General features: G+C 64.9%; 18 protein-coding genes. 15 read left to right on the forward strand and 3 right to left on the reverse strand.

Annotation, left to right across the window (positions count from 1 at the left end; genetic code table 11):
* The first annotated feature begins 185 nt into the window (after positions 1–185).
* From IVB47_RS04485 to IVB47_RS04510, 6 genes are all read left to right on the forward strand, one after another.
* Complete coding sequence (locus IVB47_RS04485) at positions 186–1,847, forward strand: thiamine pyrophosphate-binding protein (protein ID WP_247460084.1); 1,662 nt, start codon at positions 186–188, stop codon at positions 1,845–1,847.
* Between the two features lie 3 nt (positions 1,848–1,850).
* Positions 1,851–3,116, forward strand: a complete 1,266-nt coding sequence (locus tag IVB47_RS04490; protein ID WP_247460086.1) for an FAD-binding oxidoreductase — start codon at positions 1,851–1,853, stop codon at positions 3,114–3,116.
* A gap of 9 nt (positions 3,117–3,125) precedes the next feature.
* Positions 3,126–3,869: an aspartate/glutamate racemase family protein gene (locus IVB47_RS04495; protein ID WP_247460088.1), complete on the forward strand. Its 744-nt coding sequence runs from the start codon at positions 3,126–3,128 to the stop codon at positions 3,867–3,869.
* 162 nt (positions 3,870–4,031) lie between these two features.
* Positions 4,032–4,571, forward strand: a complete 540-nt coding sequence (locus tag IVB47_RS04500) for a thiamine pyrophosphate-binding protein (protein WP_247460090.1) — start codon at positions 4,032–4,034, stop codon at positions 4,569–4,571.
* Entirely contained in the window at positions 4,571–5,161 is a 591-nt protein-coding gene (locus IVB47_RS04505; protein WP_247460092.1) for a thiamine pyrophosphate-dependent enzyme, read from the forward strand. Before IVB47_RS04500 ends, IVB47_RS04505 begins: the two co-directional genes overlap by 1 nt.
* A 57-nt stretch (positions 5,162–5,218) precedes the next feature.
* Positions 5,219–6,001 (forward strand): SDR family oxidoreductase, encoded by a 783-nt coding sequence (locus IVB47_RS04510; RefSeq protein ID WP_247460094.1) that lies wholly within the window; start codon positions 5,219–5,221, stop codon positions 5,999–6,001.
* Between the two features lie 154 nt (positions 6,002–6,155).
* Here IVB47_RS04510 and IVB47_RS04515 read toward each other — a convergent pair whose 3' ends face one another.
* The 3 genes from IVB47_RS04515 to IVB47_RS04525 are packed head-to-tail and all read right to left on the reverse strand — an operon-like array spanning position 6,156 to position 9,929.
* Positions 6,156–6,950: an IclR family transcriptional regulator gene (locus tag IVB47_RS04515; protein WP_247460096.1), complete on the reverse strand. Its 795-nt coding sequence runs from the start codon at positions 6,948–6,950 to the stop codon at positions 6,156–6,158.
* Between the two features lie 23 nt (positions 6,951–6,973).
* On the reverse strand, positions 6,974–8,707 hold the full coding sequence (locus IVB47_RS04520; RefSeq protein WP_247460098.1) for an FAD-dependent oxidoreductase: 1,734 nt from the start codon (positions 8,705–8,707) through the stop codon (positions 6,974–6,976).
* Positions 8,708–8,714: 7 nt separating this feature from the next.
* The gene (locus IVB47_RS04525) at positions 8,715–9,929 is read right to left on the reverse strand and encodes an ABC transporter substrate-binding protein (protein WP_247460101.1); all 1,215 of its coding nucleotides are present in this window, start codon (positions 9,927–9,929) and stop codon (positions 8,715–8,717) included.
* Between the two features lie 346 nt (positions 9,930–10,275).
* Between IVB47_RS04525 and IVB47_RS04530 the strand changes: the two genes are divergently transcribed.
* The 9 genes from IVB47_RS04530 (at position 10,276) to IVB47_RS04570 (ending at position 21,411) form a co-directional block, all read left to right on the forward strand.
* Positions 10,276–11,577, forward strand: a complete 1,302-nt coding sequence (locus IVB47_RS04530) for an MFS transporter (protein ID WP_247460540.1) — start codon at positions 10,276–10,278, stop codon at positions 11,575–11,577.
* Between the two features lie 264 nt (positions 11,578–11,841).
* Positions 11,842–13,191 (forward strand): extracellular solute-binding protein, encoded by a 1,350-nt coding sequence (locus IVB47_RS04535; RefSeq protein WP_247358416.1) that lies wholly within the window; start codon positions 11,842–11,844, stop codon positions 13,189–13,191.
* 55 nt (positions 13,192–13,246) lie between these two features.
* Complete coding sequence (locus tag IVB47_RS04540) at positions 13,247–14,164, forward strand: ABC transporter permease (RefSeq protein ID WP_247460103.1); 918 nt, start codon at positions 13,247–13,249, stop codon at positions 14,162–14,164.
* Positions 14,161–15,081: an ABC transporter permease gene (locus IVB47_RS04545; protein ID WP_027570535.1), complete on the forward strand. Its 921-nt coding sequence runs from the start codon at positions 14,161–14,163 to the stop codon at positions 15,079–15,081. The genes IVB47_RS04540 and IVB47_RS04545 overlap by 4 nt, the downstream gene beginning before the upstream one ends.
* An 8-nt stretch (positions 15,082–15,089) precedes the next feature.
* A complete protein-coding gene (locus IVB47_RS04550) occupies positions 15,090–16,196 on the forward strand; it encodes an ABC transporter ATP-binding protein (RefSeq protein ID WP_247460104.1) in 1,107 nt (368 codons plus the stop codon).
* Between the two features lie 20 nt (positions 16,197–16,216).
* On the forward strand, positions 16,217–16,708 hold the full coding sequence (locus IVB47_RS04555; protein WP_027570537.1) for a (2Fe-2S)-binding protein: 492 nt from the start codon (positions 16,217–16,219) through the stop codon (positions 16,706–16,708).
* Between the two features lie 2 nt (positions 16,709–16,710).
* Complete coding sequence (locus IVB47_RS04560) at positions 16,711–19,098, forward strand: xanthine dehydrogenase family protein molybdopterin-binding subunit (protein WP_027570538.1); 2,388 nt, start codon at positions 16,711–16,713, stop codon at positions 19,096–19,098.
* An 11-nt stretch (positions 19,099–19,109) separates the two neighbouring features.
* Positions 19,110–19,907 carry a xanthine dehydrogenase family protein subunit M gene (locus tag IVB47_RS04565; protein WP_027570539.1) on the forward strand — a complete coding sequence of 266 codons (798 nt, stop codon included), beginning with the start codon at positions 19,110–19,112 and terminating at the stop codon, positions 19,905–19,907.
* A 16-nt stretch (positions 19,908–19,923) separates the two neighbouring features.
* Positions 19,924–21,411, forward strand: coding sequence for an amidase family protein (locus IVB47_RS04570; RefSeq protein WP_247460107.1), 1,488 nt, complete (start codon positions 19,924–19,926; stop codon positions 21,409–21,411).
* Positions 21,412–21,577 lie beyond the last annotated feature (166 nt).

Consider the following 21,577-nt stretch of genomic DNA (forward strand, 5'->3'; position numbering starts at 1 on the left):
GCTCCCAGGTCGACGTCCGAGAGAGGCATGGCTGCCGCCGCTATTTGCCGGCGAGGCATGACGAGGCCGTAATGCCGGGCGGCGGTTTCGGCCTTGCACCTTGTTTCCGGCTGTCCTACGCCAGCCCGGAACAAAAAGTTTCGCGAAGCTGCGAAACGCATCGCCAAAGCCTTGAGGGAGCTGTCATGACCATTCGCAACACCCGCACCGGGGGCCAGATCCTGATCGATCAGCTGGTCGCGCAGGGCGTCGAGCGCGTCACCTGCGTGCCGGGCGAGAGCTACCTTGCGGCGCTTGACGCGCTGCATGACAGCCCGATCGACGTCATGATCTGCCGCGCCGAGGGCGGTGCGGCGATGATGGCGGAGGCCTATGGCAAGCTCACCGGCCGCCCCGGAATCTGCTTCGTCACCCGCGGCCCCGGCGCCACCAATGCCAGCCACGGCGTCCACATCGCGATGCAGGATTCCACGCCGATGATCCTGTTCGTCGGTCAGGTCGACACCGGCATGCGCGAGCGCGAGGCGTTCCAGGAGCTCGACTACAAGGCGGTGTTCGGCACCATGGCGAAATGGGCGGTCGAGATCGATCGTCCCGACCGCATTCCGGAGCTGGTCGCGCGCGCCTTCCGCGTCGCCATGCAGGGCCGGCCCGGTCCCGTCGTGATCTCGCTGCCCGAAAACATGCTGACCGAGACTGCTGCCGTTGCGGACGCCATGCGGATCGAGCCGGCGGTGAGCTGGCCGGCGCCCGCCGATATCGAACGCGTTGGCGCCATGCTTGCGAGCGCTAAGGCACCGCTCGTCATTCTCGGCGGCTCGCGCTGGACCGATGAGGCGACCAGGAGCATCGCGCGCTTTGCCGAGCGCTTCGACTTGCCGGTCGCGACCTCGTTCCGCCGGGCCTCGCTGATCGACGCCGATCACTCGCACTATGCCGGCGATCTCGGCATCGGCCCGAGCCCTGGCCTGAAGGCGCGCATCGACAACGCCGATGTCGTTCTGCTCGTCGGCGGCCGCATGTCGGAGATGCCGTCCTCATCCTACACGCTGCTCGACATTCCGACCCCGCGGCAGAAGTTGATCCACGTTCATCCGGGCTCCGAAGAGCTCGGCCGCATCTATCAGCCTGAGCTCGCGATCCAGGCCACGCCCGCCGCGTTCGCGGCCGCGGTCGAGACGCTGAAGCCTGCCGGCGCAGTCGCCTGGAAGGGCGAAGCCGCCAAGGCGCATGCCGATTACCTCGCCTGGACCGAGAAGGCGCGCGAGCTGCCGGGCACGTTCCAGTACGGACAAGTCATGACCTGGCTGCGCGATCGCCTGCCCAAGGACGCGATCGTCTGCAACGGCGCCGGTAATTATGCCGGCTGGATCCATCGCCATCACCGCTTCCACAGTTTTGCGGCGCAGCTCGCTCCGACGTCGGGCTCGATGGGCTATGGCGTGCCGGCCGCGGTGCTCGCGAAGCGGCAATATCCGGACCGCACCGTCATAGCTTTCGCCGGCGACGGCTGCTTCTTGATGAACGGGCAGGAATTCGCGACTGCCGTGCAGTACGACGCAGCCCTCGTCGTCATCGTCGTCGACAATGCGCAATACGGTACCATCCGCATGCACCAGGAGCGCGACTATCCCGGTCGCGTGGTCGGCACCCAGCTCAAGAACCCTGATTTCGCGATGTATGCAAAAGCGTTCGGCGGCCACGGCGAGCGCGTCGAGCGCACCGAAGAGTTCGCGCCGGCCTTCGAGCGTGCGCTCGCCTCGGGCAAGCCGTCGATCCTCCACTGCATCATCGATCCGCGGGCGATGTCGGTCGGCAAGGACTTTGCCCCTGCGGTGAAGGCTTAAGCGATGTCGGAGGGCCGCAACGTCGCCATCATCGGTGCCGGCGCGGTCGGCGTGATCAGTGCCATCGAGGCGCTGCGCGAAGGACATCGCGTCACATTGATCGAGCCGGGCGAGCCCGGTGGCGAACAGGCGGCGAGCTACGGCAATGCCGGCTGGCTCTCCTCGCATTCGGTGATCCCGCCGGCCGAGCCCGGCGTCTGGAAGAAGGTGCCGGGTTATCTGATGGATCCGCTCGGGCCGCTCGCGATCCGCTGGTCTTATCTGCCGAAGGCGCTGCCCTGGCTGATCAAGTATCTGCTCTCGGGCTGGACCGAGGCGCGGGTCGAGACGACGGCCTTTGCGCTGCGCGACCTCCTGAAGGACGCGCCGCTGCTGCACAGGAAGCTCGCGGAGGAGGCGGGCGTTCCTGAATTGATCGAGCGTAACGGCGTGATGCATGTCTTTCCGTCGCGCGGCAATTTCGACAACGACCTCGGCTGGCGCGTGCGCAAGCGCGTCGGCGTCGAATGGCTGGAGCTTTCGGCCGACGAGATGCGTCAGCGCGAGCCCGATTTGCATCCGCGCTACACTTTCGGCGTGGTGGTGGACGAGGCCGGGCGCTGCCGCGACCCCGGAGCCTATGTCGCCGCGCTCGCGCAACATGCGCTGGCAAGCGGCGCCAAGCTCGTGCGTGCCAAGGCAATTGGGCTGAAGCTATCCGGTAACAAGCTCGTGGCCGTCCTGACCGAGACCGGCGAGATTGCGTGCGATGCCGCGGTGATTGCCGCCGGCGCGCATTCGAAGCGGCTCACCGCATCCGTCGGCGATCCGCTGCCGCTGGAGACCGAGCGCGGCTATCACGTCATGATCGAGAATCCGGAGACGGGCCCGCGCAGCTCGATGATGGCCTCGGATGCGAAGATGGTGGTGAACTGGACCGACAAGGGTTTGCGCGCCGCCGGGACGGTCGAGATCGCAGGCCTCGAGGCCGAGCCGAACTGGAAGCGCGCCGAGATTTTGCACAACAACCTCTTCAGCATGTTCCCGAAACTGCCGACGGACATTCCGGCTTCGCGGATCAAAACCTGGTTTGGCCATCGGCCCAGCATGCCGGACGGACGTCCCTGCATCGGCTACGCGCGGGCATCGCGCGACATCGTCTATGCCTTCGGCCACGGCCATATCGGCCTGGTCGGTTCGGCCCGCACCGGCCGTCTCGTCGCCCAGCTTCTGAGCGGCAAGCCGCCGGAAATTCCGCTCGCACCGTTTTCGCCCGATCGTTTTCTCTGAGATCGCATCATGACCGCTCCAGCCAACTCGTCCCCCCGAATCGCCCGCGGCGGCAAAGCCATTTATGGGGCGCCGCTCGGCATCCTGATGCTGGAGGCGCGCTTTCCCCGCATTCCCGGCGACATGGGCAACGGCACCACCTGGCCTTTCCCCGTGCTCTATCGCGTGGTGGGTGGGGCTTCGCCGAAGAAGGTGGTGCTGAAGGGTGCGGCCGGTCTGCTGCCTGACTTCATCGATGCGGCAAAGGATCTGGTGCGGCTCGGGGCCGAAGCCATCACCACCAATTGCGGCTTCCTCTCTCTGTTCCAGAAGGAGATCGCAGCCGCGGTCGGCGTTCCCGTCGCGACCTCGTCACTGATGCAGGTGCCGTGGGTGCAGGCGACCTTGCCGCCGGGCAAGCGCGTCGGCCTCGTCACGGTGTCCGGTTCATCCTTGACGCCGGCCCATCTCGCAGGTGTCGGCGTGCCGCTCGATACGCCGCTGGTCGGCACCGAGCACGGCAAGGAATTCTTCCGCGTCCTGATCAAGGCCGAGAAGGACGACATGGATATCGCGCAGGCGGAACGTGACGTGGTCGAGGCCGGCAAGGAGCTGGTCGCCAGGAACCCGGATGTCGGCGCGATCGTGCTGGAATGCACCAACATGCCGCCTTATGCGGCAGCTTTGCAGGCCGAAGTTGGATTGCCCGTGTATGACATCTATTCCATGATCACCTGGTTTCATGCCGGACTGCGCCCGCGTCGGTTTGGCTAAAGGTCGAGAAGCTGCCATGGCGCAGCAATGCGCATCGTTCTCGCTGAACTCATGCGAACGGCAGCAGCTATACAATCCCTCGATACCTGATCGCGCCAGACGGTCAGAGCTTTCGCGCCTGAACATCGCTAGAGTGCCCCTCGAAATCCACGGAGACACGCGGTGCACAGCCATCAATCCAATTCCGACATGCGCGCAGACGATTGGCCGTCCGAGCTCTACCGCATCCTGAAGGCCGCCGACGTGCGGCAGATGTCCTACGTCCCCGATGCCGGCCACAGCCAGCTCATCCGCCTGTTCTCGGCAGATCGCGACGTCACCACCAACGTGCTGACGACGGAAGAGGAGGGCGTCGCCATCGCCGCGGGCGCCTGGCTCGGCGGCCAACGTAGCGTGCTCTTGATGCAGTCGAGCGGGGTCGGCAATTGCATCAACATGCTGTCGCTGTCGGCGATCGGACGATTTCCACTGCTGATGCTGGTGACGATGCGCGGCGAATGGGCCGAGTTCAATCCCTGGCAGGTGCCGATGAGCCGAGCGACCCAGCCGTCGCTGGAAGCGATCGGCCTGAAGGTAATGCGCGCGGAGACGGCGGAAGATCTGGTCGAGACCGTGGAATCGGCCGCAGCGCTCGCCTACGATTCCGATCAGCAGATTGCGGTCCTGATCGGGCAGCGCCTGATCGGCAAGAAGAAGTGGTGATGCCAATGCAAGCCCAGCTCGACCGCCGCGCCGCCGTCGCCGCGCTCTTGAAAAATCGCAAGGACACGCTGGTCGTGTCCGGCCTCGGCTCGCCGACCTATGACCTTCATTCGGTCGGCGACCATGACGGCAATTTCTATCTCTGGGGCGCCATGGGCGGCGCCGCGCTGATCGGGCTTGGCCTCGCCCAAGCCCAGCCGGGAAAGCGCGTCCTCGCTTTGACCGGGGATGGCGAGCAGTTGATGGGCCTCGGCGGCATCGCCACCATCGGTGTCGCGCGCCCGCGCAATCTCGACATCGTCGTGATCGACAACCAGCATTTTGGCGAGACCGGGATGCAGGCCAGCCACACCGGGCGCGGGGTCGATCTCACCGCCATCGCCGCCGCCTGCGGCTTCGTTGCGACCGGGATCGTGCGGACGCTTGAGGAGGTGGAGCGCCTCACGCGGCAGCTCGCTGAGCCGGCCGATGGCCCGCGGCTTTTTGTCATCAAGGTTCTCGCCGAAAATCCGCCGCGCTCACTGCCCTCGCGCGATGCTGTCTTTATCAAGAACCGGTTCCGTGCTCATCTCGGTTTCGTGGCGGCCTGAGCCGGGTTTCTCACCCTGCAACAGTCTGCCCCGAAGCAGCTATCCTGGAGTGAGACCATGAAACTAACCGGCAAGGTCGCCGCCATCACCGGCGCGGCGCGCGGCATCGGCAAGGCCTGCGCGAAAAGATTTCTGGACGACGGCGTCAAAGTCGTCATCTCGGATGTCGATTCCGACGGCTTGGCCGCGACGGCTGCCGAACTCGCACGACCGGATGCCTTGCGTACCGTCGTCGGAAATGTCGCCAAGCGTGCCGATGTCGACCAGCTGGTCGCAACCGCCGTGAAGGAGTTCGGCCGGCTCGACATCATGGTCAACAACGCCGGCGTCGCTCGTAACCGGGACCTCCTGGAGATATCCGAAGAGGAATTCGACGAGATCATCGGCATCAACCTGAAGGGCGCATTCTTCGGTGTGCAGGCGGCGGCCAAGCAGATGATTGCGCAAGGTAGTGGCGGCGGGGTCATCATCAACATGTCCTCGGTCAATGCACTGCTGGCAATCCCGGCGCTTGCCACCTACGCCATGTCCAAGGGCGGCATGAAGCAGCTCACCTCGGTCGCAGCCGTCGCACTCGCTCCGCACAATATTCGCGTTGTCGCGGTCGGGCCGGGCACGATTCTGACCGACATGGTGGCATCGTCCATCTACACCTCGGAAGATGCCCGCAAGACCGTGATGTCACGCACGCCGGCCGGCCGCGGCGGCGAGCCGGGCGAGGTGGCCTCCGTCGTGGCGTTTCTTGCGAGCGACGATGCGTCCTATATCACGGGGCAGACGATCTATCCCGACGGCGGCCGGCTGATTCTGAATTACACGGTGCCGGTGAAGGAGAAATAGGGGGCAAGGTCGCCGCACTCTCCCGTGTCATCGCCCGCGAAGGCGGGCGATCTAGTACTCCGTGACGCCCGTGATTGAACCGAGTGGCTGCGGCGTACTGGATGCCCCGCCTTCGCGGGGCATGACAGCCGTAGTTGTGCGGGCAGCCAGCCCCTCACTCCGCCGCAACCGTCATCCCGTGACCCAGCCGTTTCGAAATGCCGCCCGCGCAATCGCGCAAAGCATGAGCGATCAGGCTGTCCCACCGCGCGTCAAAAGTGCCTTCCGGCCCCATCGCGGTGATCACCAGCGCGACATGGCCGGAATGGTCGAACACCGGCGCAGAGAATGCGTTGACGCCGGGGAGGGGGTCGCCGAGCGCGCGGGCGAGGCCGTACTTGCGGACCTCGGTGAGCATGTCGGCGATCTTCGCGCCTTTCACGGTGCGCTTCGGATTGTAGCCGACGCCGTGACGATCGAGGCCGCTTTCAAGCGCGGCGTTGATCGTCTTCTCCGGCAGGAAGGCCGCAAAGGCCCGGCCCGTGGCCGTCTCCAGCAGCGCCATGACCGAGCCGGCCCGCATCACGATGTGAACGGGCTGGCCGGGTTCTTCGAGCTGCACCACGGTCGGGCCGTGCGTCCCCCAGACCGCGAGCGAGACCGCATGCCCGATCTGACTTGCGAGTGCCGCGATCTTCGGTCCTGCGATGCGTACGCCGGAGAGGCGGCGCAGGCTGATCAGGCCGAGCTCCAGCGCCAGCGCGCCGATCTCGTAGCGGCCGGTGGTCTCGTCCTGCTCGATCAAGCCGATGCGGGAGAAGCTGGCGAGATAGGGATGCGCCTTGGCTGGGGTCATGCCGGCCTCGCGCGCGAGATCGCGCAGCATCATCGGCTCGCCGCATCTCGCAAGCGCGCGGAGCAATTCTCCGCCGACCTCGATCGACTGGATGCCGCGGCTCTCTCTTTTCATGCGCCTCCTGGCGTGCGGCTCGCTTACGCCGCGTTGCGCTTGGCCGCGCTGTCGGCGAGATGACGGCCGGCAATGTAGCCGAAGGTCAGCGCCGGCCCAAGCGTGATGCCGGCCCCGGGATAATTGCCACCCATGATGCTCGCCATGTCGTTGCCGGCGGTATAGAGTCCGGGAATCACCCGTCCCTCCGCATCGAGCGCCCTGGCGTTCTCGTCGGTGACGATGCCGGCATAGGTGCCGAGATCGCCGACCACCATTTTGATGGCGTAGAACGGGCCGTTCTCGAGCGGCGCGACGCAGGGGTTCGGGCCGTGCAGCGCATCGCCCTGATAACGGTTATAGGCCTTTGATCCCTTGCCGAAGGCGGCGTCGTGGCCCTGTGGTGCGGTCGCATTGAACTGCTTGACGGTCTCGACGAACGCCATGGCGTCGATGCCGGCCTTTGCCGCGAGCGCCTCAAGCGTTTCGCCGCGCATGAGATAGCCGGACTTGAGGTGATGACCCAGCGGCATCGGGAATGGCGGCACGCAGCCGAGGCCATATTTGCGCAGGGCCTGGTGATCGCAGATCAGGTAGGCCGCGATCTCCTCGCCGGGCGTCGCCGCCTTGACCAAGGCCTGGACGAAGTCGTGATAGGAATTGCCCTCGTTGGCAAAGCGTTTACCGTCACGCATCACTGCGATCACGCCGGGTTTGGCGCGGTCGATGAAATGCGGCATCACGCCGTTTGAACCGTCCTTGCGCTTGGTGACCGAGACAGGGACCCAGGCTGCCGCGTTCGGCAGGCGATCCTCGACATGGCCACCGGCGCTTTCCGCAAGCCGCAGGCCGTCGCCGGTGTTGCCGGTCGGGCCCGGCGAGAAATGCTCGTTCCCGGTCGGCGCGTGTGGGAACATCTTCTTGCGCCGCTCGATATCATGCGGGAAACCGCCGCAGGCGAGCACGACGCCTTGTCTTGCACGAATGCGGACGTCGCGTCCCTCGCGGGCGACAACGGCGCCGGTGACAGTGCCGTTCTCGACCGTCAGCTCGCGCACCGGCGCGGACAGCCACATCGGAATCTTCAGATCCTGCGCGGATTTTGCCAGTCGCCCGGCGAGCGCATTGCCGTTGGTCAGCGTCATGCCACGGCCATAGCGCAGCACATCCATCAGATGCCGCGACAGGCGCTTTGCGACATAGACCGCCGAATTCAGCGACTTCGTCGCGCGCATGAAATGGACGATGTCCTTGCCGGATCCGAGCATCATCCCGAATACGGTCAGCTCGGGCAGGGGCATGCCGAGGGTCTTGATCTGGTCGCCGAGCTCGCGGCCGTCGAACGGGCGCGCCACCATCGAACGGCCACCCTGGGTGCCGCCGGGCGCCTCGGCGTGGTAGTCCGGGAACACCAGCGGCATGTCGAAACGGAGTGCGGTCTTGCTGGTGAAAAAATCGACCGCCTCGGGCCCGGCGCTCAGGAACGCATCGACGCGTGCGGCGTCAAAGTTGTTGCCGGCTTCATGGCGCAGGTAGGTCCGCGCCTGCTCGGGCGTCTCCGCGATGCCGTAAGCCTTGGCCAGCGAGGTGCCGGGAATCCACAACCAGCCGCCGGAGCGGGCGGTGGTGCCGCCGAAGCGCGGCTCCTTCTCGACGATCAGGACGTCGAGACCGCGATAGCGCGCGGTGATCGCGGCCGACATGCCGGAGCAGCCAGATCCGGCCACGAGCACATCGCACTCGTAAGTCTCAATTGCGTTGCGCTCGTTGCCGGTCATGCAGGCCTCACTTCTTGAGCAGCGGACATTTGGATTCGGAGACCGGACGGAAGGCGTCCTCGCCCTTCACCGTCTTGATGATCTCCAAATAATCCCACGGTTCCCTGGACTGCTCGGGTGTTTTCACCTTGGCGAGATACATGTCGCGAATGACGCGGCCGTCCTCGCGCAAGCGTCCGTCATGAACGAATGTATCCTCGATTGGCAGCTCGCGCATCTTGGCCATCGCCTTGGCGGGATCATCGGTGCCGGCGGACTTGATGGCCTTGAGATAATGCAGCACCGAGCCGTAGACGCCGGTCTGGATCATGGTCGGCATCACCTTGGTGCGCTCGTAGAATTTCCGCGACCAGGCGCGGGTTGCCTCGTCCATGTTCCAATAGGACGCCGTGGTCATGTAGGTGCCCTGCGCTGATTTGAGCCCGATCGCGTGCACGTCGGTGTCGAACATCAGGAGGCCGACCAGCTTCTGCCCGCCCTGGACCAGGCCGAACTCGCCCGACTGCTTGATCGCATTGTCGGTGTCCTGGCCCGCATTGGCGAAGGCGACAACGTCCGATTTGGAGCTTTGCGCCTGGAGTGCAAAGGAGGAGAAATCGGCCGGGTTGGTCGGGTGCTTCACGCCACCCAAGACCTTGCCGCCCATCTCGTTGATGAAGCGCGTGGCGTCCTTCTCGAGCTGCTGGCCGAAGGCGTAGTCGGCGGTGATGAAGTACCAGGACTTTCCGCCTTCCTTGATTACGGCGGATGCCGTCACCTTCGACAGCGCGTAGGTATCGTAGGTGAAGTGCACGGTGTTCGGGCTGCAAAGCTCGTCGGTCAACGAACTCGCGCCGGGGCCGGAGAGCAGCGCAATCTTGTTGCGCTCGCGCACCATGTTGTGGACGGCGATCGCGATGCCGGAGTTGGGGATGTCGACGACGGCATCGACCTTGCCGTTGTCGAACCAGCCGCGCACGATCTGCACGCCGACGTCGGTCTTCATCTGGTGGTCGGCGCTGATGATCTCGATCGGCTTGCCGAGCACGGTGGGCCCGAATTCCTCCACCGCCATTTTCGCAGCCTCGACGGAGCCCGGCCCGCTGTTGTCGCGGCCCCAGCTCGACAGATCCGTAAGCACGCCGATCCGCACGGCGTCGTCGGAGACTTGCGCGTTCGCAACGGTGGTCATGGCAGCCGAAGTCATGGCCGCGAGCATGGCGCAGGCCAAAAGCCCTCTCATCGTCGTTCCCTCTCGTTTATGGGCCGCTTGGCGCGGCTGGTTGTTGTGACAGCAAGTTAGATAATGGTGAATAAGTTTGTCAATGGCGAATAAAGACCTCTGCGTCGTCCCGGCGAAGGCCGGACCCACACCGCGTGATCTATTAATGCCGGGCGGTCGCAGGACCGGAGCACGGGTCTTCGCCAAACTCCCCCTGTGGTTATGGGTCCCGGCCTTCGCCGGGACGACACTGAGGAGGCAGTGGCGCGAAATCTCGCATCGTGAGCTAGGGAGGACTAACACTCCCGCAAGTTGCAACCGCTACAACGTTTAGCCATGATGCCATCTGGAATCTTGGGGCATGGCGATGACGGCAGCATCGGGGGTCTCCAGTGCGGCGGAGAAATCGACGACGGCGCATGTGGTGTGGGCGAGCGCGCTCGGCACCGCGATCGAGTGGTATGACTTCCTGATCTACGGCACGGCGGCGGCGCTGGTGCTGAACAAGCTGTTCTTCCCAAGCTTCGATCCCTTCGTCGGCACGCTGGCGGCGTTCTCGACCTATGCCGTCGGCTTCGTCGCGCGGCCGATCGGCGGTGCGATCATCGGGCATTATGGCGACCGGCTCGGCCGCAAGAAGATGCTGGTCGCGACCATGATCGCGATGGGACTGGGCACGTTCCTGATCGGTTGCCTGCCGACCTACAGTCAGATCGGCGTCTGGGCGCCGATCTTTCTCGTCATTTTGCGCTTCGTCCAGGGCATCGGACTCGGTGGCGAGTGGAGCGGCGCCGTGGTCATGGTGGCCGAGCATGCCGGCAACCATCGCGGCTTCTACGGCAGCCTGGTGCAGATCGGCTTCCCCGTCGGCGTCGCGGCGTCCACCGGCATTTTTGGTCTGATGACGCAGCTGCCCGAAGCGGACTTCCTGAGCTGGGGCTGGCGCGTGCCGTTTCTGATCAGCATCCTGCTCGTCGGCGTCGGCTTCATCGTGCGGCTGAAACTCGCGGAGACGCCGCACTTCAAGGAGGTGCTCGAGCGCAAGGAGGTCCTGGCGCGGCCGGCGCTGGAAGTCTTGCGCCGCGACTGGCGCAGCTTCCTGCTGGCGATCGGCATCACGGTGTCCGAAGTCGGGCTCGCTTATCTCCTCACTGTTTTCACCGTGGTCTATGCCACGACGCAGCTCGGCCTGCCGCGGCAGGTGATCCTCAATGCGGTGGTCTATGCCGCGCTCGTCGAGCTCGCGACGTTGCCCCTCGCCGGCTGGCTGTCCGACATCTTCGGTCGCAAAGCGCTGTATCTCGCCGGCGGCGTGTTCTCGGTGGCGCTGGCGTTTCCGTTGTTCTGGTTCCTCGACACCAGGGACCCGGCGCTGATCACGCTCGCGCTCGTCGTCACGATGACCCTGACGCATGCGTTGCTGTTCGGGCCGAAGGCGGCCTTCATGCCGGAGCTGTTCCGCACCCAGGTGCGCTACAGCGGCGCATCGCTGGGAGCCAACGTTGCCGCCGCGCTGAGCGGCGGCTTCTCGCCGCTGATTGCGACGGCACTGCTGGCATGGGCCGGTTCTTATTGGGCCGTGTCGGTCTACATCATTGCACTGTCGATCGTCACCATCATCGCGACGCTGATGGCGCCAGAGACGGCGCGGGACCAGCTCAGGTCCTGAGGATCGCCTTCATCACGTCCGCCGCACCAGCGGGCCCGCACGTTCGAAGCTATCGTTTTTGTGTGCACGTCCTGACGTCTTCTTATGCGCGCTGCCAAAAGCCGATGCAGCGGGGCGAACCATTAGCCGCGTTTATGCGGCGAATTTTTACTTCCAATTTTACTTCACGACATCCCGCCCATAGCCTCCCTCGCAATTGATCACATCCGCAGCCGGTCAATGGCGACCGGTGCGCAGCGTTCATCGTAGCCAACGAGGGTTGCCATGCTTGACAGGGACAAGGGGACATCCACTGCCAATCCGGCGGGGACGAGCGACAAGCCTGCGAAAAAGCTGAGCCGGCGCACGCTGTTGAAGGGCGCTGCGGCGGTGGCCGGCGCGGCCGCAGGATCGGACGCGATCCGCGGATTCCCGACGATCTGGGCGCAGGAGATCAAGGACATCGAGCTGCGCCATGTCGGCGTGTCCTATTCGGTGGTGAAGGCGATCGGCGACCAGGCGGCCAAGGATCTCGGCTTCAAGGTGACGATGCAGAACCTCGACACCTCCGCCGCCATCAACCGCTTCATAAGCCAGCCTAATACGGTCGACATCGCCGATCTCGAGGGGTGGCAGGCCAAGCTCGCTGCCAAGCGCGGCGTGATCCAGGGCATCGAGGTCAAGAAGGTCAAGGAGTTCGACAACATCCTGCCCATCTTCACCAAGGGCGAGATCGACGGTCACAAGATCCCGCGCCAGGGCATCTCGCCCTACGAGGCCATGTATATCGCCAAGCCCGATTCGACCGATCTGAACGACGGCGTGACCGAATGGGCGACCTTCCTGCCGCAGGTCTACAATGCCGACTCCATCGGCTATCGCCCCGACCTCGTCGGCCATGAAGTCACAGAATGGAAGGATCTGATCGATCCGAAATTCAAGGGGAAGGCCGCGATCCTCGACGTGCCTGCGATCGGCATCATGGATGCCGCGCTCTGCTTCGAAAGCGCCGGACTGATCAAGTACGGCAACAAGGGCAACATGACCAAGGAGGAGATCGACTTCACCTGCAACAAGCTGATCGAGCTCAAGAAGCAGGGCCAGTTCCGCGCGACCTGGACCACCTTCGACCAGTCGGTGCAGCTGATGGCGGCGGGTGAAGTGGTCATCCAGTCGATGTGGTCGCCGGCGGTTGCCGCGGTACGCGTGAAGGAAATCCCCTGCGTCTACGCGCCGGTCAACATCAAGAACGGCAAGGAAGGCTATCGCGGCTGGTGCAACGGCATGGGCCTGATGAAGCATCTCTCCGGCAAGAAGCTGGATGCGGCTTACGAATATCTCAACTGGTATCTGTCGGGATGGCAGGGCGGCTTCGTCGCGCGCTACGGCTATTACAGCCCGGTCCCCTCGACTGCGAAGAAATTCCTCACGCCGGCCGAATGGGCATTCTGGTACGAGGGCCAGCCCGCGCCCGAGGTGGTCAACGACCCCTATGGCGTGCCGATGGAGAAGAGCGGCACCAAGCGTGACGGCGGCTCGTTCCTCGACCGCGTCAAGAACATCTCCTGCTGGAACACGCTGATGGACGAAGCCGCCTACATGAACAAGCGCTGGAACGACTTCAAGGTGGCCTGAAACCTGCTTCACCTGACGTGAACGAAGCGCCGGCGCGGCAATGCGCCGGTGCCACATGACCGAGTTCGAGGCGTTTGCCGACATGCAGCCAAGCCTTAGTCCAGCCCAAACCCCACCACGTGCAAATCTCGCTGGCTGGCTCTACGTGTCGCCGCTCGTGCTGGTGCTCGTGCCGTTCTTCGTGGCGCCGATCCTGGTCGTGCTGGCCGCGAGCTTTTTCGCCACCGACGGCTTCGGCGGGCTGACGCCGGGCTTCACGCTCGCAAGCTATGTCGAGGTACTGCATTCGGCGCTGACGCTGAAGCTGTACCTGGCGACGATCAAGTTCACGGTGCTGACCTGGGTCTTCACGCTAATCATTGGCTTCTTCGTCGCATACTTCCTGGTCTTCCACGTCCGCAATCAGCTGCTGGCGATTGGCCTGTTCCTGCTCTGCACGGTGCCGTTCTGGACCTCGAACATCATCCGGATGATTTCCTGGATCCCGCTGCTCGGCAAGGAAGGCCTGATCAACCAGGCGCTGCTGGGGCTCGGTCTGATCCGCCAGCCGCTGGAAGTGCTGCTGTTCTCCGACCTGGCGGTGGTCATCGCCTATGTCCACCAGCTCACCATTTTCATGATCGTGCCGATCTTCAATTCCATGGCACGGATCGACAAGAAGCTGATCGAGGCCGCGATCGATGCAGGCGCCAGCCGTTTCGACATCATGCGCCTGATCGTGGTGCCGATGTCCAAGAGCGGCATCGCCCTCGGCACAATCTTCGTCGTCTCGATCGTGATGGGCGATTTCTTCGTGGTCAAGGTGATGTCCGGCGGCGGCTCGGCCTCGGTGGTCAGCGCGTTCTACGAGGACGTCGGCGTACTGCAATATCCGACCGCGGCGGCCAGCGCGGTGTTGCTGACGCTGGTGCTGGTCGCGGTCGTCTCGCTGATCCTGCGCACCGTCGACATCAGGCAGGAGATCACGCGATGAGCGCGGTTCTCGCCGACATGTCCAAGACGGACTTGCCCAAAACCGACATGTCAAAGACGCTCGCGCCTGCGACGACCAAGGCGATTGCCCCGAGCAAGGGCGGCCGGCCGTGGACGTTCTATGTTCTGGCGACCCTGTTCGCGTTCTATGTGATCGCGCTGTACGGCCCGATGTTCTGCATCTACGTCCTGTCGTTCCAGGATATCCGTGGCGGCCTCGTGTTCCCGATGAAGGGCACTTCGCTGCACTGGTTCGTCGATCTCTTCACCCAGGTGCGAACCGGCGACGTCAAGGGCTCGTTCGATCGCTCGATCAAGCTCGCCGTCATTGTCACTGTCATCACGGTGGTGGTCTCGTTCCTCGCCGGGCTCGGCTTTCGCAAGCGCTTTCGCGGCGACACCGTCGTGTTCTACATGATGATCGGCAGCCTGGTCGCACCAGGTCTCGTGCTCGGCCTCGGCACCGGTCTGTTGTTCCAGGCGCTCGGGCTCAATGCGAGCTGGTACACCTCGGCGCTCGGCGCGCAACTGTCCTGGACGCTGCCGTTCGGCGTGCTCGTGATGTTCGCGGTGATGTCGCGCTTCAACCACGTCTGGGAGGAGGCGGCCTACGACCTCGGCGCTAGCCGCTGGCAGTCGATCCGGCTGGTGATGATCCCGGTGTTGGCGCCCGGCCTGGTCGCGGTCGCGCTGTTCGGCTTCACGCTCTCCTACGACGAGTTCGCGCGCAGCCTCCAGACCGCGGGCTCACTGAACACGCTGCCGCTGGAGATCTGGAGCATGACCTTGAACGTCACGTCGCCCTCGCTTTACGCACTCGGCACGGTGACGACGATCGTGTCCTTCATCGTCATCGGCGCGAGCCTGGGCAGCATCGTGCTGATCCAGAAGAAACGCGGCAGCAGCACAAAGGGTTGAGCTGGGAAATGAAGAGCGATCGCGGCGATATCGAACTGGCGGGCGTCTGCAAGAGCTTTGACGGCGTCAGCAATGTGGTCGACGGCGTCAACCTCAAGATCGCCGATGGCGCCTATTGCTGCTTCATCGGTCCGTCCGGCTGCGGAAAGACCACGATTCTGCGCATGATCGCCGGCCACGAGGACCCGACCGCCGGCGAGATCGTCATCGGCGGCCAGAACGTCGTCGGGCTCGCGCCGGTGCAGCGACGCACCGCGATGATGTTTCAGTCCTACGCGCTGTTCCCGCACCTGACAGTGCGCGACAATATCGCGTTCGCCTTGCGCGTACGCGGCATGTCGAAGGGCGATCGCCTGCGCGCTGCGGATGCCATGATCGAGAAGGTTCGGCTGACGCAGTTCGCCGACCGCCTGCCGGCGCAGCTCTCCGGCGGCCAGCAGCAGCGTGTGGCGCTGGCGCGCGCCGCGATCACCGAGCCGAGGGTACTTTTGCTCGATGAACCGCTCTCCGCCCTCGACGAGCAGCTCCGCGTGCAGATGCGCCAGGAGCTCAGGCGAATGCAGCAGGAGCTCGGCATCACCTTCATCCACGTCACCCACACCCAGCTCGAGGCGATCGCGCTCGCCGATCTGGTGGTGGTGATGGAGCAGGGCAGGATCAAGCAGGCGGGCGCGGCCCGCGACGTCTATGCCCATCCGCATGATCGTTACGTCGCCGAGTTCATGGGCGGGCAGAACGTGCTGTCGGGGCGAGTCGAGAAGGTCAACGGTTCGACCTTTACGCTCGCGCAGGCCGCGCCTGATGGCATCGAGGTCCCGCTTCTGGCGCGGTCCACGGTCAGAGTCGGTGACAAGATGGATATCGCCGTGCGCCGCGACGATGTCGCGCTGGTCCGGCCGGGCAGGGAGCTGCCGCCGGGCTGCTCTACGTCGCTGCCGAGTCGCGTGCTCGCGATCGAATACCAGGGCTATTTCGTCAAGGTCATGCTGGACACCGTGCCGGACGACGCGTTCGTCGCCTATGTGCCGGAAAAGACCTTCTTCGCGGATCCGTTCACCGTCGGCGACGTCGTGATGGCCACATGGGCCGCCGGCAGCGCGCTTCCACTTTCCTAAAGACCGTCGCGCACAGGAGTATGATCGTGCAGATATCCTTCACACTGAACGGACGGCCAACCACTGTCGATGTCGAACCGGCGATGCTCGTCGCCGAACTGCTGCGCGAGCGGCTCAACCTCACCGGTACCCATATCGGCTGCGACACCAGCCAGTGCGGCGCCTGCGTGGTGCATCTCGACGGCCTGCCGGTGAAGAGCTGCACGCTGCTCGCGCCTGCGCTCGACGGTGCGACGCTGCTCACCATCGAAGGGCTTCACGGCGCCCCCGGTTCGAACCAGATGCATCCGATGCAGGAAGCGTTTCGCGAGCATCACGGTCTACAATGCGGCTTTTGCACGCCCGGCATGCTGATGACGGCGGTGGCGCTCGCGGCCGAAAAGCCGGACCTCACGGAAGCCGACGTCCGCCACGGCCTTGAAGGCAACATCTGCCGTTGCACCGGCTATCAGAACATCGTCGTCTCGGTCATGGCTGGCGCTGCCGCCATGAACGCCGCCAGGGGAGAGTGACCATGGGCAACGTGATCGGGATCGGCGCTTCACCCAAACGGAAAGAGGACCAGCGCTTCCTCACCGGCCGCGGCAATTACGTCTCCGACATCAAGCGTCCCGGCATGACGGCCGGTGTGTTCGTGCGCTCGCCGCATGGACACGCGATCCTGCGCGGCATCGACAAGAGTGCGGCGCTCGCATCGCCCGGCGTCATCGCGGTCCTGACCGGCGAGGATGCCGCCGCGGACAAGCTAGGCTCGCTGCCCTGCGGCTGGGGTATCACGGACGCCAAGGGCGTTCCGATGAAGGAGCCGCCGTTCCCGATGCTGGCGCAGGGCAAGGTGCGCTTTGTCGGCGACATGGTGGCCTTTGTCGTCGCGGAGACGCCGGCGCAGGCCAGCGCGGCAGCCGAGCTGCTCACGGTCGATTACGAGGTGCTGCCCTCGGTGGTCGGCGTGCTCGAAGCCGTGCGGCCCGGCGCGCCGCAATTGTTCGACGACGTGCCGAACAACCTCTGTTGCGATTGGGAGCTCGGCGACAAGGCCGCGGTCGAGACCGCGTTCCGGAAAGCGGCGCATGTCGCCAAGCTCAGCCTCGTCAACAACAGGCTGATCGGCAACCCGATGGAGCCGCGCGCAGCGATTGCCGAATATGAGCCCGGCACGGATCGCTTCACGCTGTGGACCACCAGCCAGTTTCCGCACGTCGTGCGCTTCCTGATGGGCGCGCTGGTGCTGAACATTCCGCAGCACAAGCTGCGCGTGGTCGCGCCCGATGTCGGCGGCGGCTTTGGCGTCAAGCAGTTCCACTATGGCGAGGAGGCCGTGATCACTTGGGCCGCCAAGCGCGTGATGCGGTCGATCAAATGGGTGGCGAGCCGGTCGGAAGGCTACGTCTCCGATCGCCACGGCCGCGATCACGTCACCGAGGCCGAACTCGCACTGGACGAGACCGGGAAGTTTCTGGCCTTCCGCGTCAACACGCTCGCCAATATGGGCGGCTATCTCTCGACCTTCGGACCGAACATTCCGACCAATCTCTACGGTCCGCTGCTCGGCGGCGTCTACACCACGCCGGCAATCTACTGCAACGTGAAGGTGGTCTTCACCAACACCGTGCCCGTCGACGCCTATCGCGGCGCGGGCCGGCCCGAGGCGACCTTCGTGCTGGAGCGCATCGTCGATGTCGCAGCCAGCGAGATGGGGATCGACCGGGTCGAGATCCGCCGACGCAACATGATCCCGAAGGAGGCCTATCCGTATCAGACGCCGGTGCTGGTGCAGTACGATTCCGGCGACCCGATGGGGTGTCTCGACGGCGCTCTTGTCGCGGCCGACGTCAAGAACTTCGGCATCCGCAAGGCGGAGTCGGCGCGCACGGGCAAATTCCGTGGGCTCGGCTACTCGACTTATGTCGAGGCCTGCGGCCTCGCGCCGTCGCGCTTCGCGGGACGATTGGGAGCGCGCGGCGGGCTCTATGAGAGCGCCACGGTGCGGGTGCATCCGACCGGCCAGGTCACGGTCATGATCGGCACGCACAATCACGGCCAGGGCCACGAGACGACGTTCGCGCAGATCGTCTCGGAAAAGCTCGGCGTCGCGTTTGACAATGTCGACATCGTGTTCGGCGATACCGATCGTGTGCAGTTCGGCATGGGCACCTATGGCTCGCGTTCGCTGGTGGTCGGCGGCGCGGCGCTGTCGAAGGCGACGGACAAGGTGGTCGCGAAGGGCAAGAAGATCGCGGCGCATCTGCTTGAGGCGGCCGAAGTGGACATCCAGTTCGAGGCCGGAAAATTCTCAGTCGCAGGCACCGACCGCATGAAGACGTTCGAGGAGATCGCGGGCGCCGCCTACGTGCCGCACGACTATCCGCTCGAAGTGCTGGAGCCGGGACTGGAAGAGCAGGCTTATTATGATCCCGTCAACTTTACCTATCCCGGCGGCTGCCACATTGCCGAGGTCGAGATCGACCCGGAAACCGGCACGGTGACACTGGTCAATTACACCGCGGTGGACGACGTAGGCACCGTCATCAACCCGATGATAGTTGAGGGCCAGTTGCATGGCGGCATCGTGCAGGGCGTCGGCCAGGCGCTGTACGAGAACGCGGTCTATGACGAGGGCTCGGGCCAGCTGCTGTCGGGTTCGCTGATGGACTACTGCATGCCGCGCGCCGACCACATGCCGATGATGAACATCGCGACCCATTCGACGCTGTGTACGCATACGCCGATGGGCGTGAAGGGCTGCGGCGAGGTCGGCACCATCGGTTCGCCGGCCGCGGTCATCAACGCGGTGGTCGATGCGCTGTCGCATCTCGGCGTCACCCATGTCGACATGCCGGCGACGCCGAACCGGATCTGGCGCCTGCTGCAAAATGCATCGCTGCCGGTCGCTGCGGAATAGGGAGGATGACAATGAAGCCGTTTGCCTATCACCAACCGGACCGGATTCCCGACGCTGCTAAACTGCTGACCTCGATCGAGGACAGCAAGCTCGTCGCCGGCGGCATGACGCTGATCCCGACGCTGAAGCAGCGGCTCGCCAGTCCGCCAGCCTTGATCGATCTGTCGAAGCTCGGACATCTGAAGGGCATCAGCGACGACGGCGCCACCATCACCATCGGTGCGATGACGCCACATGCCATCGTGGCCGCCTCGAAGCTGGTGCAGGCGAAGATCCCCGGTCTCGCCGCGCTGGCCTCGATGATCGGCGATCCCGCCGTCCGCATCCGCGGCACTATCGGCGGCTCGGTCGCGAACAACGATCCGGCGGCCGATTATCCCGCAGGTGTACTCGGATTGGGCGCGACCGTCGTCACCAGCACGCGCGAGATCGCGGCCGACGGATTCTTCCGCGGCCTGTTCGAGACCGCGCTTGAACCTGGCGAGATCATCACGGCGATTCGCTTTCCGGTGCCGCTCAAGGCAGGCTACGCCAAGTTCAAGGCGCCGGCGTCGCGCTATGCGCTGGTCGGCGTGTTCGTGGCGAAATTCGCCGATGGCGTTCGCGTGGCCGTGACCGGAGCGGGCTCCGGCGTATTCCGCGTTCCCCCGATGGAAGAAGCGCTGTCTCGAAGTTTCGATCCGTCCGCGATCGCGGCAATCAGGATCGATACCGAGGGTCTCACCTCCGACATCCATGCCGAAGCCGACTACCGTGCGCATCTCGTCACGGTCATGGCCAAGCGCGCCGTCGACGCGGCGCTCAGCTAGCTCTTTAGGGTTGATGATGACTAATGGTTCCGGCCGAGCGGCCCTCCCGCCGGCGCCGACTGGCCTTGGTGCGCTTTCTGCAACCGAGATCATGGCCGGCTACCGGCGCAAGGCGTTCACCCCGCGCGACGTGGTCGACGACACCATCGCCGCGCTGGAGGCGACGAACGAGGCCTGCAACGCGGTGGTGACGCCGATGTACGAGCAGGCGAGGGCGGATGCCGATCGTCTCACCAGGGAGATGCGCGCGGGCGAAGCCAAGGGCCCGCTCGCGGGGGTGCCCGTCACGATCAAGGACCTCGTCTTTGTCGCGGGCGTGCCGGCCTATGGCGGCTCGCCGATGAACAAGGCCTTCGTGCCCGATGTCGACGCGGCGGTTGTCTCGGCGCTGAAGGAGGCGGGTGCCATCGTCACCTGCAAGACCACGACCTGCGAGTCCGGTTACAAGTTGACGGCGGACAGCCCGGTCACCGGCACCACGCGCAATCCCTGGGACCCCGGTCGCACCAGTGGCGGATCGAGCGGCGGCGCGGCGGCGGGTGTTGCCGCCGGCTGCGGTCCGATCGCGATCGGAACCGATGGCGTCGGCTCGATCCGGGTGCCCTCGTCCTTCTGCGGGGTGTTCGGCCTAAAGCCGACGTTTGGGCTGGTGCCGCGTTCGCCCGGCTTCTCGCCACCGTCTTGGGGGTCGCTCGCGCATACCGGGCCGATCACGCGCACGGTCGCGGATGCTGCGCTGACGCTGGAGATCATCGCCGGCTACGATCTGCGCGATCCCGCGAGCCTGCCGGTGGCGGCGCGGCGGTTCGACACGAAGGCCGCGCCGTTGAACGGCATTCGTATCGGCGCCAGCGTCGATCTCGGCTACGCCGCCGTCAGCCCCGATGTGCGCTCGGCGTTCGGCAAGGCGCTGGCCATTCTCGATGCCTGCGGCGCGCAGGTCACCATGGATGGTCCCGGCCTCGATCCCGGCATCCTCGAACACACGCTGAAGCCGATCGCCTTCACCGAACAGGCGGCCGCGGTCGCGACCAGGACCACGGCCGATCTCGCCAGCTCCGAAGCAGATTATCTTGACGTCATCAGTGCAGGCCGACGCTACAGCGGCACGGACTATATCGAAGCGGGGTATCGCCGCGGTCAGGCTCGCAGCGGCTTCCTGAAGCTTTTCGAGCGCGTCGATGCGCTGGTGACGCCGACTGTCGCGGTGACCGCGTTCGAGGCCGGCCGCATCGGCGTCGACACGATCGACGGCGGCAAGGTCGATCCGCATCTCGGCTGGTCGCCCTTTACCTGGCCGATCAACCTCGCCGGTCTTCCGGCGGCGACGCTGCCCTGCGGCTTCGATCGCGACGGAATGCCGATCGGCTTGCAGATCGTCGCTCCTTGGCTCGACGAGCCCACGATCTTCCGCATCGCCGCTGCGTTCGAGGCGGCGCAGCCCTGGGCAAACTTCTGGCCGTCACTGGCGCTCCGCGAAAGTCCCACGCGCGCGAAGGTATGAAGCTCAGGTCAGCTCGATCGGGTCGCCGCGGCCGCTGAGCTCTTCGTCGAGGCGCAGATAGTGCGCGAGATAGTCGTGCAAGGCGGTCGCCGCCTTCGAGGTTGCGCCGCTCGACTTGTAGAGCAGCAACTCGATCTTCGGCAGTGGCGGCAGGCCCTCGTTCGGG

The organism is Bradyrhizobium sp. 62 (assembly GCF_023073035.1).
Lineage (GTDB): Bacteria > Pseudomonadota > Alphaproteobacteria > Rhizobiales > Xanthobacteraceae > Bradyrhizobium.

Excerpts from the sequence above, each read along its gene's own strand:
- IVB47_RS04485 (WP_247460084.1), top strand. The coding sequence starts at position 186 with ATGACCATTCGCAACACCCGCACCGGGGGCCAGATCCTGATCGATCAG.
- IVB47_RS04490 (WP_247460086.1), top strand. The coding sequence starts at position 1,851 with ATGTCGGAGGGCCGCAACGTCGCCATCATCGGTGCCGGCGCGGTCGGC.
- IVB47_RS04495 (WP_247460088.1), top strand. The coding sequence starts at position 3,126 with ATGACCGCTCCAGCCAACTCGTCCCCCCGAATCGCCCGCGGCGGCAAA.
- IVB47_RS04505 (WP_247460092.1), top strand. The coding sequence starts at position 4,571 with ATGCCAATGCAAGCCCAGCTCGACCGCCGCGCCGCCGTCGCCGCGCTC.
- IVB47_RS04510 (WP_247460094.1), top strand. The coding sequence starts at position 5,219 with ATGAAACTAACCGGCAAGGTCGCCGCCATCACCGGCGCGGCGCGCGGC.
- IVB47_RS04515 (WP_247460096.1), bottom strand. The coding sequence starts at position 6,950 with ATGAAAAGAGAGAGCCGCGGCATCCAGTCGATCGAGGTCGGCGGAGAA.
- IVB47_RS04520 (WP_247460098.1), bottom strand. The coding sequence starts at position 8,707 with ATGACCGGCAACGAGCGCAACGCAATTGAGACTTACGAGTGCGATGTG.
- IVB47_RS04525 (WP_247460101.1), bottom strand. The coding sequence starts at position 9,929 with ATGAGAGGGCTTTTGGCCTGCGCCATGCTCGCGGCCATGACTTCGGCT.
- IVB47_RS04530 (WP_247460540.1), top strand. The coding sequence starts at position 10,276 with ATGACGGCAGCATCGGGGGTCTCCAGTGCGGCGGAGAAATCGACGACG.
- IVB47_RS04535 (WP_247358416.1), top strand. The coding sequence starts at position 11,842 with ATGCTTGACAGGGACAAGGGGACATCCACTGCCAATCCGGCGGGGACG.
- IVB47_RS04540 (WP_247460103.1), top strand. The coding sequence starts at position 13,247 with ATGACCGAGTTCGAGGCGTTTGCCGACATGCAGCCAAGCCTTAGTCCA.
- IVB47_RS04545 (WP_027570535.1), top strand. The coding sequence starts at position 14,161 with ATGAGCGCGGTTCTCGCCGACATGTCCAAGACGGACTTGCCCAAAACC.
- IVB47_RS04550 (WP_247460104.1), top strand. The coding sequence starts at position 15,090 with ATGAAGAGCGATCGCGGCGATATCGAACTGGCGGGCGTCTGCAAGAGC.
- IVB47_RS04555 (WP_027570537.1), top strand. The coding sequence starts at position 16,217 with ATGATCGTGCAGATATCCTTCACACTGAACGGACGGCCAACCACTGTC.
- IVB47_RS04560 (WP_027570538.1), top strand. The coding sequence starts at position 16,711 with ATGGGCAACGTGATCGGGATCGGCGCTTCACCCAAACGGAAAGAGGAC.
- IVB47_RS04565 (WP_027570539.1), top strand. The coding sequence starts at position 19,110 with ATGAAGCCGTTTGCCTATCACCAACCGGACCGGATTCCCGACGCTGCT.
- IVB47_RS04570 (WP_247460107.1), top strand. The coding sequence starts at position 19,924 with ATGACTAATGGTTCCGGCCGAGCGGCCCTCCCGCCGGCGCCGACTGGC.